The organism is Streptomyces cynarae (assembly GCF_025642135.1).
GTDB lineage: Bacteria > Actinomycetota > Actinomycetes > Streptomycetales > Streptomycetaceae > Streptomyces > Streptomyces cynarae.
The window spans coordinates 6928731-6941110 of record NZ_CP106793.1; the positions used below are offsets into that span (position 1 = coordinate 6928731).

A 12380-nucleotide genomic window follows, 5' to 3' on the forward strand; every position below is an offset into this window, starting at 1 on the left:
CGCCCGAGCAGGAAGAGCACGGCGCCGAGCGTCCCGGCCAGCGAGGCGCGCAGCGTGCGCCGGGCCCGGGCCAGCAACGACTCGACGGTGCGGTAGCTCAGGCCCATCCGCACGGCGACCTGACCCACGTCCAGGTCCTCGGACTTCAGCCGCAGGGCCTCCGCCTGGCGCGCCGGCAACTCCCCGCTGCGCACGGCGAGCCACCGGGCCTCGGCCCGGTCGCACACCGCCTCGTCCACGGGCACCGGGCCGGGCGTGAGGAGCGTGGGGCTGCTGCGCACCTCGGCCTCCCGGTTGACCTGCCGGTACCGGTCCACGCACAGCCGCATGGTCACCGTGGTCAGCCAGGCACCGAGGCGCTCGTCGTCGAGATCCGGGCGCTCGGCCGCACGCAGCATCGCCTCGTGCACCGCGTCCTCGGCGTCCTCCAGACTCATCGACCGGCGCCGGGCCACCTTGAGCAGGTGCTCCCGGTGGCTCCACATGCGCTTCCAGCGGTCGTCGTGGGCCGCCTGTGTCTCCGCGTACCCGGCCTCCCCTGTCTCAGCAGGCATGTCCGTCGCCATGAGGGCCCCTTCGCGCTCACCCGCCGGTCCTGTGCACCCGGCGGGTGGCGACATTACCGCCCAGTATCCGCGGTTGGGGAGGGGGTGGAGCCCATCGTGTCCGCACTGTTGCTGGTCAGCGGGCCTCCGCTGGGCAGCACCCCGGTCCCGGGGAGCCCGATGGTGGGCACGGGCAGCGACGGCGGGGCGTCCGTCTGCTGCGGCACCCCGGCCGTAAGGGACGGGGACGGGGTGGGGGAGGGCGCGGAGACCGTGGCCGACGGAGCCGGGGACGGTGTCGCGCCCGGGTGGTGCCCCGACGGCTTCGGCGAGGGGTGCGCCGTGCCGCCCTGCCGGGGCGGCTTCGGTCCCTGCGACGCCGCGGCGCCCCCGGGCAGGTCCGGCACCACGCGGTGCCCTGCCAGGAAGTACGCGTACCAGGCCCTGACCGTCCGCAGATACTCCTGCGAGGCGTTGTAGCCCAGGACGGCCCGGTCAAGTTGCGCGGGGTCCGACAGGTCCCGGCCGCCCGCGCACAGGTAACGGCCCGCGGCGAGCGCCGCGTCGAAGACGTTGTCGGGGTCGTCCCGTCCGTCACCGTTGCCGTCCGCGCCCCAGTGGGCCCAGGTGGAGGGGATGAACTGCATCGGCCCGACCGCGCGGTCGTACACCGGGTCCCCGTCGTACGCGCCCCCGTCGGTGTCCCGCACGACGGCGTAGGGACCGCCGGTCAGTCGCGGTCCGAGGATCGGTGTCACCGTCGTACCGTCCGCCCGCACCCGGCCGCCCCACGCCTGCCCGGACTCCACCTGACCGATCGCGGCCAGCAACTGCCAGCGCAGGTGGCATCCGGGAGCGGTGCGCGCCAGTTCCGCCTCCGCGTGCCGGTAGGCGGCGAACACCGTCGCGGGCAACGCCCCCGCGCCGCCCGTCGCCGACCGCCCGCCCTGGTCCGGCTTCCCCGCGCGCAGCGGTGGCAGTTGCGTGCGGTAGGGGGTGTCGCCGGACACGCTCGGCCCGTGCTCCGCCGGGGCGTCCGGCCGCACGGGCTCGGAGGCCCGTGCCGCCACCGCGCCCGGCGCCTGCGAAGCGGTGAGCGCCGCCATGGCCGCCGCCGCGACCGCCGTCCCCCTGACTCCCTTGAACGCACCCCCGAACGCATGCCTGAACACTCGCCCTGCCACGGAGCACTCCCCTCCCTGTACGGATCCCTTCCTCTGCTCTACGCGGCAGGGAGGCGCGTCCGTCGCGGGAGGCGGGGCCGGCACCCGGCACCGTCAGGACGTATCGGCAGGAACCATTCCGAACCCGATGAAACTCACCACCCAGTACACGACGTACAGCGCGAGCAGCGCGAAACCGTGCCGGCGCCTGAGCCGCCCGGTGGAGATGACATACGCCGCGAACCCGTTCACCACGAGCAGCGCGGGCAGGTGCCAGGTCAGGACGCTCCGGTCGATGACCACGCTGCCTGCCAGCAGCACGATGCCGAGCTTGCCCGTGACCGAGAAGACGACGCTGCCGATGACGTTGCCGACCCCGATCTCCGGTGCCCCCTTCCGGGCCGGTTCCACGGTCAGGAAGACGTCCTCGACCGTCAGCACCACCGTCACGATGGTCGCGCCGAAGACGGTTCCCTGAAGCCCGTACGTCTGCAGGATGCCCTTGGTGCCGATGCCGGTGATGGCGGAGCCGGCGACGAGGCCGGCCAGGGCGAGCACCGCGAGGCCGAGCCCCGTCCAGCCGGACCGTTCGCGCACCTGGGCGAGCAGCCCGTCACCCGGCGGTGCTCCCGCGCAGGTCCGTTCCGCCGTGATCGCGCGGGCGTCCGCCCCCCGGCGGACCGGTGGGGCGTCCCTGGAGCCCCGGGCGAGGGAGTACGCCTCGTACAGCTCCGCGTCCCGGAACACCGGTGTGTCGTCCCGCGACTCCCGGACCGCCACATAGGCGAGGAACAGCGCGAACAGCCCGAGGAGCGCGACGCCGTCCAGAGCGGTGAGCGGCGCGGTCAGCGCGCACACGACCATCACGAGGGGCGCGCAGGCGAAGATCAGGACGTAGTCGCGCGGAATCCTGACGCGGGTGGGCGTGAGGATCGCCGCGAGGGCCAGCACCACTCCCGTCATGGACAGCGCGGTCCCGATCACCACACCCAGTGCGACCCCGCCGAGGTCCTCGAAGTTGAGCGCGACGCCGAGGACGATGTCGTCGAACTCGATGCCCGTGAAGACGACGGACACCAGGAACAGGGAGATGTGGAAGCCGCTCGCGATCCCGACGAGCCGCCGGATCAGCTGCTCGGCGCTGAACACCAGCAGGGCCGCCCCGGCGACGAACAGCAGGATCGAGGCCACGGCGGACTCACACCCGACGGCCCGGATGCGGCCGGGGCGCAAGGACGTGCTCTCGCCGCCCGGCCGCCTCGTCGGCCGCCCGCACCGCCGCGGCGACGATCCCGTGGTCGGGGGACAGGTGGCACACCGGGTCGGTGCGGGCGGCGTCGCCGGTGAGCAGGAACGCCTGGCAGCGGCACCCGCCGAAGTCGACCTCGCGGCGCGGACAGCTCCGGCAGGGCTCCGGCATCCAGTCCGTGCCGCGGAAGCGCTGGAACAGGGGTGAGCTCTCCCAGATCCATGCCAGGGAGTGCTCGCGCACACTGGCGCGGGGCAGCGGCAGCGCGTGCGCGGGCGGGCAGGGCAGCACATCCCCGTTCGGGACCACGGTGAGCTGCCGCCGGCCCCAGCCGCCCATGCAGGGCTTCGGGTACCGGCCGTGGTAGTCGGGGACGACGTAGATGATCTCCATCCGGTCCCTGAGGCGTATCCGTGCCGCACGCACCACCGGCTCGGCGCGCGCCAGCTGGGCCGTGCTGGGCAGCAGGGCTTCCTTGTTGCGCCAGGCCCATCCGTAGTACTGGGTGTTGGCCAGCTCGACGCGATCGGCTGCCAGTTCCTCGGCGAGGGCGAGGATGCGGTCGATGCGGTCGATGTTGTGCCGGTGGAGCACCACGTTGACGGTGAGGGGCCAGCCCAGGTCCTTCACCAGCCGGGCCGCCGCCGTCTTGCGGGCGAAGGACGGCGTTCCGGCGATGCGGTCGGACAGCGCCGGCTCGTCGGCCTGGATGCTGATCTGCACATGGTCCAGGCCCGCGGCGCGCAGCTGCTCGGCACGGCGGGGCGTCAGGCCGGCCGCACTGGTGATGAGGTTGGTGTACAGCCCGAGGTCACCGGCGTGGCGCACGATCTCGACGAGGTCGCGGCGCACCAGCGGCTCACCACCGGACAGGTGCAGCTGCAGCACCCCGAGACCGGCGGCCTCGGTCACCACCCGCCGCCACTCCTCGGTCGTCAGCTCGTCCCCGAAGTCACCGAGGTTCAGCGGGTTGGAGCAGTACGGGCAGTGCAGCGGGCACGCGTACGTGAGTTCGGCCAGCAGCCCGAGCGGTTCATCCATCACCGACCTCCACGCATCGCCGGGCGGCGAGCCGGGCCAGGAACAGCCGGACCTCGTCGCCGGCCACATGGGCGTACCGCCCGCTCAGCTCAGCGACGATCTGGGTGACCGTCCGCTCGCCGTCGCACAGGTCCAGGATCGCCGCGCCCGTGCCGTTCAGAACGGAGACCGCCTCCGGCGCGAGCAGGACGTGCCGCCCGCGCGCCGGGTCGTAGGCCAGCCGGACGTGCGGCGCGAGGCGGGGACGGTCCGTGTCACCGACCGTCCGCACAGGACCGTTCGATGGCATCGAGCATGCTCCACAGGACGTCGCACTTGAAGGACAGGGCGGCCAGGGCGCCCGCCCGCTCCGCCGGGCTGCCGCAGTACGCCGTCACCACTTCCAGGGCGTGCTCGGCGTCGCGGGGGGCCTGGGTCAGGCGGGACCGGAAGTAGGCGAGCCCCGGGCGGTCGATCCACGGATAGTGGCGTTCGAACGCGGTGAGCCGTTCGGCCATCAGGTCCGGCGCGAACAACTCGGTCAGCGAGGACGCCACCGCCTCGGTCCACGGCCGGGTACGGGCGAAGGTGACGTAGGCGTCGACGGCGAACCGCACCCCGGGGACGACGTGCCGGTCGTCCCCCATCTCCTCCCGGGTCAGCCCCAGCGCCTCGCCCAGGCGCAGCCAGGCCTCGATACCGCCCTCGCCGTCCGCGGTGCCGTCCTGGTCGACGATGCGCAGGATCCAGCGGCGGCGCACCTCGCGGTGGGGGCAGTTGGCGAGGATCGCGGCGTCCTTGCGGGGCAGGTTCTCCTGGTAGTAGAAGCGGTTCGCCGCCCACGCCTGGAGCTGCCGACGGGTCAGCGCGCCCGCGTTCATCGCCCGGTGGAAGGGATGCCGGTCGTGGTAGCGGCGGGACTGCGCGCGCAGCGCCGCCACGAATTCGTCGGTTTCCGTCGCCGTCGCCATGGCCCTCAGATCCACAGGTCCAGCCCGTCCACGGCGACCTCCATGCCGTGTCGCTCGACGGCGCGCCGCTCGGGCGAGTCCTCGAGCAGGACGGGGTTCGTGTTGTTCAGATGGGTGTAGATCGTGCGCTCGACGGGGAGCGGGGACAGCTGCTGCAGGCTGCCGCCGGGGCCGGAGATGGGCACGTGGCCCATCTCCCGGGCGGTCCGGTGCCCCCTGCCGAGCCGGATCAGCTCCTCGTCGTCCCAGCACGTGCCGTCGACCAACAGACAGGCGCAGTCCGCGAGTCGGTCGCGCACCTCGGGGGTGAGCTCCTGGACGCAGGGCAGGTACACCAGGGCCCGGCCACTGTGCTCGTCGGTCAGGCGGTAGCCGACCACCCGCCCCTGCCCGGCCCCGTCGTCGGAGCCGAAGCGGGCCCGTTTCCTCGTGGGCACGTCGAACGCCCGGTACGACAGCCCCTCCGCGAGCGGCACGTCGGTCTCCGGCTCGACCGGGTGCCAGGTGACCGGGCAGTAGGCGAGGAGCGTCCGCAGCAGCGAGGTCCCGTCGTACAGCGTGTCGTGCACCACCTTGGTGGCGTGCAGCTCGATGCCCTCCGCCTCCCGGAGCAACAGCAGACCGAGCGTGTGGTCGAGCTCGGCATCGGTGAGCACGACGACCAGCGCCGCGGTGGGGCGCAGGGCGGGGTACGACTCGATCTGCGCCCGGACGTCCGGAGAGGCGTTGAACAGGAACCAGACCCGTCCGTCGGTGCTCACGGCGATCGACGACTGGGTGCGCGCACGGCACGGCCGGGAGCCGTCCCGCACCGCACGGCACGGCGGGCAGGCGCAGTTCCACTGCGGGAAACCGCCCCCGGCCGCCGAACCCAGCACGCGCACCCACACGTCGATCCGCCGTCCTCCCGGTGCCCGGCGCCTCGCACCGCCGTCATCCCCCGTCGGGCTCCCACACGCCCATGTAGGCGGTCACCTCGGCGGACACGCTGATCTCCTCGAACACAGGGGTCTCCCACTCGTCCAGGCACGCCTGGTCGATGACGCTCTCCCGGTCCACGGCTGTCACCTCCTCCTGTGTCTCGCGCTTCCCTGACGTCTTCGGTCGCAGGCAGCACAGCGGGGGCCGCCGCGCTACTGCGGGAGTGCGAAGGCGAACACCGCGTCGCCGTGGGAGGCGCCGAGCATCGCCGGAACGATCCCCTCGATCCAGCTGCCCCAGCCGACCGGCACGGCGATGAACTGCCTTCCGTCGACGCTGTAGGTCGTCGGACTGCTGTGGTGCCCGCTACCCGTCTGGAACTCCCACAGCGGCTCCCCGGTGCGCGCGTGGAACGCGGTGAACTCCCCGGACGGCCTGCCGACGAACACCAGGTCTCCGGCCGTCGCCAGCGCCGACGCGCTCATCGGCGTCTCGTTGCGCCACCTCCACACCTCCTCGCCCGTGGCGGCGGAGATGGCCTTCACGAACCCCTGCATGTCGTCGGCGTCCACCGTGACGCTCGCGCCCCAGTAGGGGATGCTCTCCTTGAACTCCCTGTGACGCAGGGTGACTTCCGAGCCGACGTCCTGCACCGGCACGTAGAACATCTCCGTGCGCGGGCTGTAGGCCGCGTGCGTCCACTCCTTGGCCCCGGCGGGACCCGGCCAGAAGTGGACCGGCTCGCCCTCCTTATCCGGGACCACCTTGGGCGTCACCCGGCCGTCACCGTCGATCTCACCCCAGGTGATGCGTTCGCCGAAGGGCGTGATCCGCACCCGCTCACCGTTCCTGCGGTCCAGCGTGAAGAGGTATCCGTTCTTGTCGAAGTGGGCCAGCAGCTTCTGCCCGTCCAGGTCGTAGAGGATGCACTCCATGTTGCTGTCGTAGTCCCACACGTCGTGCGGGGTGCACTGGTAGTGCCAGCGGATCTCGCCGTTGTCGGGATTCAGGGCGATGATGCTGTCGGTGTAGAGGTTGTCGCCCTCACGCACGGCCCCGTCGAAGTCGGGTGCCGGATTGCCGGTCCCCCAGTAGACGAGGTTCAGCTCCGGGTCGTAGGTGCCGGTGACCCAGGCGTTGCCGCCGCCGCGCGCCCAGGCCGGGCCGTCCGGCCAGGTGTCCGATCCCGGCTCGCCGGGCTTGGGCACCGTGTAGGTGCGCCAGGCGCGCTCCCCCGTCTCGATGTAGTAGGCGTCGAGGTGACCCCGCACTCCGAACTCCCCGCCCGAGCTGCCCACGATGATCTTGTCCTTCACGACGAGGGGTGCGACCGTGGCGCTCTCGGCCGCCCGTACGTCACCGTTCGTCGTATCCCAGACGAGCTCGCCCGAGACGGCGTCGAGGGCGATCACATGGGCGTTCAGCGTGGTGGCGAGGACCTTCCCGTGTGCGACCGCGACCCCGCGGTTGACGTTGCCGCAGCAGAGGGAGACGTCGAAGGGGATCGCGTGCTTGTACTGCCACAGTTGCCGCCCCGTCCGGGCGTCGACGGCCCAGACCCAGCCGTCCCAGCCGGAGAGGTACATGACCCCGTCCACGACGATCGGCGCGGCCTCGAAGGCGTAGGTCGACTGGCCCGCGTGGAAGCCGGACGAGCCGAACTGGAACACCCAGGCGGGAGTGAGGCGCTGGACGTTCTCGGTGTTGATCTGGTCCAGCGGACTGTACCGCTGCCCGTCGTAGGCACCGTAGTAGGTCAGCCAGTTCTGCGGCTCGGAGCGCGCCCGGAGAATGCGTTCGTAGGTCACGTCCTGTGCCACCGGCGGCGCAGTGCCGACCATGGTGCTCAATGCGGCGAAATTGACGGCAGGCGGCGCGTCAATGTACTCCATGGGATCCTCCTTGCCGACCCGGCGGCCACCGGGTGGCCTTTTCCCGGGCGGCCTCTACGGCCGTGGCTGTTCCGGGCGGTCGAGGCGGGCCTCCTGTGGAACGTCCCCCATCACCGCGATCACGCCGACGAGGCCGCGCCCCTCGTCGTTGCCGACGTTGGAGCCGAACCAGTAATAGCCGGGGCCGTCCAGGTTGAGCACGGTCTTTCCCCGTGAGTACACCGGAAGCCACATCCATTTGCTGTCGCCGTTGCTCGGCAGGAGCGCGCAGTGTGTGTTCGTGTCGTCGTTGAGGAGTTCGATCTCCAGATCGCCCCCATGGGGCATGACGACGATGGAGGGCTCCCACATCAGCTCGTCGGGCGGAATCCGCACATGGGCGTGCAGACGGCCGTCGGAACCTTCCTCGGCCCGGCCGAGGCCTCCGTGGGCGAGGAGCCGACCCAGCGTCGCCTTGTTCTGCCCGTACAGCTCGGGCAGTTCCTGCTCGGCTCTGGTCGTCATCGGCCCGACCTCCTGTTTGCGTCGGATTCGAGCTCACTGTTGTGGTAACCGTCGGCGCATGGCACAAAACACCCCCAGCGTAATTCGCGGAATTTCGGAGAATTCTTGCAGATTCCCGCCGGGAGGCGCATCATATGCAACGGCGATTTCGAGTCCGGGTGGCACTGCTGGGGTTGGTTCATGGCAGGCCCGGAGAGGTGATCAATGCCTCCCGGGAGGGTCCCCGCCCGTGCTGCAGCCGATATCCCCTGCGTGTGCCCCCTTTCCTTCCCGCGTTTTCGATGTTGTGATTCGCGGCATAATAGGGCTACGGTAAAGGGCTGGGAGCATGCCCTCCGTGAGGGAAGTGAGCGCGGTGTCCGTCGCCTGGGACGACATCGGCGGTCTCGTCGATGCCCATGAGCGTTTTCTTGCCGGCGCGCGAGTCGACACGGACGTACGGGGTTCGGTGCTCGAATCCTGGCAGCGTTGCAGGTTCCAGGGGGTGCAGCCGCATCGCCTCCTGGTGCCCTACGCCGCGGACCTGGCGCTGGACGACCGTCTCCTGCGCGCGGCCGACCCCGTCCTGAAGGACCTCACCACGTCGCTCGCCAACGTGAGCATGGCGATCGCGTTCAGCGACGCGCGGGCCCGCATGATCCAGCGGCACGGCGGTGACCGGCAGTTGCGCGAGCGCCTCGACGCGGTGAACTTCGCCCCGGGATTCGACGCCTCGGAGCGGGCCGCCGGCACCAACGGCGTCGGCACCGCGCTGGCCGGGCGGGGCCCGATCTACGTGGTCGGCCGCGAACACTTCGCCGACTGCCTGCAGCCCTTCGCCTGTGCGGGCGCACCGATCCGCGACCCGCTCAGCGGGCGCATCGAGGCCGTGCTCGACCTCACCTGCCTGCGGGAGGACGGCGACCCCGCGATGCTGCGGCTGGTGCGTCAGGCCGCCCGCGACATCGAGGGACGGCTGCTGGAGCAGGCCACGGAACGCGAACAGGCCCTGCTCGCCGCCTACCGGCGTGCCTGCCGCGACATGGGCGGCACCGTCGGCTGGCCACGGCAACCGCAGGGCGTGGGGAACGGGTTTCCCGACGGCGGCACCCTCAGCCGGATCGACATGGCGGTGCTGCGGGAGAAGGCCGAGGAGCTCATCGCTTCGCCTCAGCGCACCCTCGACGAGGTGGCCCTCTCCGGCGGACGCGTAGCCACGCTGCTGCGCCGCCAGGTCATGGGAGCGGCCGGTGAGAGCGGAGTGGTCGTCGAGGCCAGGGTCCACGGCGGCCCGCACCTGCGCCACGTCGAACTCGCCGCACCTTCGGAGCCGGCACCGCTCACCGCCCCGTCCGCGTTCACCCCGCCCGCGACCACGTTCACCCCGCCCGCCCCCGCCGCGTTCACCCCGCCCGCGCCGACCGCGTTCACCCCGTCCGTCGCCGGGGACACGAGCGCGGCACCTCCGGTCCTCCTGCGCGCCGTCGCCCCGGCGCCCGCGGCCACGGCGACCGTCCCGTCGCCGACGGAAACCGCTCCACCGCCGCCCGCCCCCACCGAGGCGGGCCCGCAGCCCCGTGCGGACGAGGGCGAGAGCGGTACCGGTGCCGAGGGCTGGCTGCTGCTCGTCGGTGAGCCCGGCGTCGGCCGCCTGGCGGTCCTGGCCCGCAAGCGCCTGGAGCTGCTGCACGACGCCAGCGTGCGCATCGGCACGACTCTGGACGTCACCCGCACCGCGGAGGAACTGGCGGAGGTGACCGTCCCCCGGTTCGCCGACCTGGCGGTCGTCGACCTTCCCGACTCCGTTCTGCTCGGAGAGGAGCCGGGGCCGCTCGGCGGTCACAGCCCGCTGCGCCGGGTCGCGCTCGGCAGCGTGCGCGAGGAACTGCCCGTGTACGGCATCGGCGACCTCGTCCAGTACGTGCCGTCCACCCCGCAGGTCCGCTGCCTGGAGACCGGGCAGTCCGCACTCGAACCCGTCCTGTCCGAGGCCGAGGGCTGGATCGCCCAGGATCCGGCGCGGTTCGGACGGGCACTGACCGAGGGCATCCACTCCCTGATCACCGTGCCCCTGCGGGCCCGCGGCACGATCCTCGGCGTGGTGAGCTTCTACCGTTCCGAGAAGCCCACCCCCTTCGAGGACGACGACCTGTCCCTCGCCCAGGAACTGGCCGGCCGCGCGGCGATCTCCATCGACAACGCCCGCCGCTACACGCGCGAGCACAACACCGCACTCGCACTGCAACGCAGTCTGCTGCCCCGGGGCCGGCCCGAGCAGAACGCCGTCGAGGTCGCCTACCGCTACCTGCCCGCGCAGGCAGGAGTCGGCGGCGACTGGTTCGACGTCATCCCGCTGTCCGGCGCCCGGGTGGCCCTGGTGGTCGGCGACGTCGTCGGGCACGGACTGCACGCCGCGGCCACCATGGGCCGGCTGCGCACCGCCGTGCACAACTTCTGCTCCCTGGACCTGCCGCCCGACGACCTCCTCACCCACCTCGACGACCTGGTCGGACGCCTGGACCGGGGCGAGGGCTGGGCTGTGGAGCCCACCTACCCGGACGCCGGGATCGTCGGCGCCACCTGTCTGTACGCCGTCTACGACCCGGTGTCCCGGCGGTGCACCCTCACCCGGGCCGGCCACCCGGTCCCCGCGGTCGTCGGCCCCGACGGCGGCGTGGACTTCGTCGACCTGCCGTCGGGCCCGCCGCTCGGGCTCGGCGGGACGCCGTTCGAGACGGTCGAGCTGGAGCTGGCCGAGGGCAGCCAACTGGTGCTCTACACCGACGGTCTGATCGAGGACCGGGTACGGGACATCGACACCGGCCTGGACAAGCTCCGCAGCGTCCTGGCCTGCCCCGGCCGGGCGCCGGAGGACACCTGCGAGGCCGTCCTCGACGCCCTGCTCCCGACCCGGCCGAGCGACGACGTGGCCCTGCTCGTGGCCCGGACGCATGCGCTCGGCCCGAAGCGGGTCGCCGAGTGGGAGTTCCCGAGCGATCCGGCCGTCGTCTCCCGCGCGCGGGAGGCGGTCCTCGGCCAGATGTCCGCCTGGGGCCTGGACGAACTCGGCTACACCACCGAGCTGGTCGCCAGCGAGCTGGTCACCAACGCCATCCGGCACGCCACCGGCCCCGTCCAGCTGCGCCTCCTTCGGGACCGCGCGCTGATCTGCGAGGTCTCCGACGGCAGCAGCACCTCGCCCCGGCTGCGGCGCGCCCGGAACGAGGACGAGGGCGGGCGCGGACTGTTCCTCGTCGCGCAGCTCACCGAGCGCTGGGGAACCCGCTACACCACCGACGGCAAGATCATCTGGACCGAACAGTCCCTGGAACAGCCCCTGTCCTGACCGCCCTCCCCGACCGCCGTTCACGGGGGCGCCGCTTCCGTTAGAGTCGCTGCCGGGCGTGCCCCGCAACGGGCGGTCCTGTGAAGGCGCAGGTCAGGGCGCAGGTCAGTCGGTGGTTGGGGGCAGTATGCGTTTGAGGGTGGAGTTCACGACCGAGCCCTTCGACCTCGATGAGGCGCCCGCGCACGCGCTGGTGGCCCGCGATGTCATCGGCTCCGCCGATCTGGACGCCGTGGACGTCGGCCCGTTCGGCAACACCGCGGAGGGCCGCGCCGACGCCGTGCTCACCGCCGTCGACGCACTGCTGCGCAAGGCCCTCCAGGCCGGTGCCACCCGGATCTCGCTGCAGGTCAACGTGATCGGGGAGGACAAGTGACCGGCACCGGGGACGAGCCGTTCATCACGGCCGTGAAACCACTGGTCGACGCCATGGGGGGCGAGATGCTGCCCCCCGACCAGGCCGGTCCCGACGACGTGGTGCTCGTCTGGGAGGGCGCCGACGTCGTCGCCGTACGCCTGCCGCAGCTCGCCGACTCGCTGGATCACATCCTGGCCGCGATGGAGCGCAAGCGCGGCAAGCCCCTCTCCGAACTGGACCGCAAGGCCAAGCAGGAGGTCGTACGGACCCTTGAGGCGCGCGGCGCGTTCTCCGTGCGCCACGGAGTGGAGACCGTCGCGAGCGCGCTCGGCGTCAGCAGATTCACCGTCTACAACTACCTCAATCGTGAGAAGGAGTCCTGACGGGCCCTCGCGCAGGTGAGCGGCTCGGCCCTCGCGCAGGTGAGCGACT

12 protein-coding genes and 1 pseudogene are annotated in these 12380 nt (G+C 72.0%); 3 read left to right on the forward strand and 10 right to left on the reverse strand.

The window, feature by feature from the left end; genetic code table 11:
• Window positions 1–104 precede the first annotated feature (104 nt).
• The 10 genes and pseudogenes from N8I84_RS42860 to N8I84_RS31475 all read right to left on the reverse strand — a co-directional run.
• Window positions 105–620: pseudogene (locus tag N8I84_RS42860) on the reverse strand (RNA polymerase sigma factor); the annotation flags it as partial.
• Complete coding sequence (locus N8I84_RS31435; protein ID WP_263234941.1) at window positions 620–1651, reverse strand: lytic transglycosylase domain-containing protein; 1032 nt, start codon at window positions 1649–1651, stop codon at window positions 620–622. The pseudogene N8I84_RS42860 and the gene N8I84_RS31435, both read right to left, overlap by 1 nt.
• A gap of 171 nt (window positions 1652–1822) precedes the next feature.
• On the reverse strand, window positions 1823–2899 hold the full coding sequence (locus N8I84_RS31440) for a sodium:calcium antiporter (protein ID WP_263232787.1): 1077 nt from the start codon (window positions 2897–2899) through the stop codon (window positions 1823–1825).
• Window positions 2900–2906: 7 nt separating this feature from the next.
• Window positions 2907–3998, reverse strand: a complete 1092-nt coding sequence (pqqE, locus tag N8I84_RS31445) for a pyrroloquinoline quinone biosynthesis protein PqqE (RefSeq protein WP_263232788.1) — start codon at window positions 3996–3998, stop codon at window positions 2907–2909.
• Complete coding sequence (gene pqqD / locus N8I84_RS31450; RefSeq protein WP_263232789.1) at window positions 3991–4287, reverse strand: pyrroloquinoline quinone biosynthesis peptide chaperone PqqD; 297 nt, start codon at window positions 4285–4287, stop codon at window positions 3991–3993. The genes pqqE and pqqD overlap by 8 nt, the downstream gene beginning before the upstream one ends.
• Window positions 4253–4948, reverse strand: coding sequence for a pyrroloquinoline-quinone synthase PqqC (pqqC, locus tag N8I84_RS31455; protein ID WP_263232790.1), 696 nt, complete (start codon window positions 4946–4948; stop codon window positions 4253–4255). Before pqqC ends, pqqD begins: the two co-directional genes overlap by 35 nt.
• Before the next feature lie 5 nt (window positions 4949–4953).
• Window positions 4954–5832 (reverse strand): pyrroloquinoline quinone biosynthesis protein PqqB, encoded by an 879-nt coding sequence (gene pqqB, locus N8I84_RS31460; RefSeq protein ID WP_263232791.1) that lies wholly within the window; start codon window positions 5830–5832, stop codon window positions 4954–4956.
• Window positions 5833–5881: 49 nt separating this feature from the next.
• The gene (gene pqqA / locus N8I84_RS31465; RefSeq protein WP_263232792.1) at window positions 5882–6007 is read right to left on the reverse strand and encodes a pyrroloquinoline quinone precursor peptide PqqA; all 126 of its coding nucleotides are present in this window, start codon (window positions 6005–6007) and stop codon (window positions 5882–5884) included.
• A gap of 74 nt (window positions 6008–6081) precedes the next feature.
• The gene (locus tag N8I84_RS31470) at window positions 6082–7761 is read right to left on the reverse strand and encodes a PQQ-dependent dehydrogenase, methanol/ethanol family (protein ID WP_263232793.1); all 1680 of its coding nucleotides are present in this window, start codon (window positions 7759–7761) and stop codon (window positions 6082–6084) included.
• Window positions 7762–7815: 54 nt separating this feature from the next.
• The gene (locus N8I84_RS31475; RefSeq protein WP_263232794.1) at window positions 7816–8265 is read right to left on the reverse strand and encodes an MSMEG_3727 family PQQ-associated protein; all 450 of its coding nucleotides are present in this window, start codon (window positions 8263–8265) and stop codon (window positions 7816–7818) included.
• Between the two features lie 328 nt (window positions 8266–8593).
• On the opposite strand from N8I84_RS31475, the gene N8I84_RS31480 reads away from it, so the two are divergent.
• The 3 genes from N8I84_RS31480 (at window position 8594) to N8I84_RS31490 (ending at window position 12331) form a co-directional block, all read left to right on the forward strand.
• Window positions 8594–11590 (forward strand): SpoIIE family protein phosphatase, encoded by a 2997-nt coding sequence (locus tag N8I84_RS31480; RefSeq protein WP_390898967.1) that lies wholly within the window; start codon window positions 8594–8596, stop codon window positions 11588–11590.
• Window positions 11591–11717: 127 nt separating this feature from the next.
• Complete coding sequence (locus N8I84_RS31485) at window positions 11718–11966, forward strand: thiamine-binding protein (RefSeq protein WP_263232795.1); 249 nt, start codon at window positions 11718–11720, stop codon at window positions 11964–11966.
• Window positions 11963–12331 (forward strand): helix-turn-helix domain-containing protein, encoded by a 369-nt coding sequence (locus N8I84_RS31490; protein WP_200418135.1) that lies wholly within the window; start codon window positions 11963–11965, stop codon window positions 12329–12331. Before N8I84_RS31485 ends, N8I84_RS31490 begins: the two co-directional genes overlap by 4 nt.
• The last annotated feature ends 49 nt before the right edge of the window (window positions 12332–12380 follow it).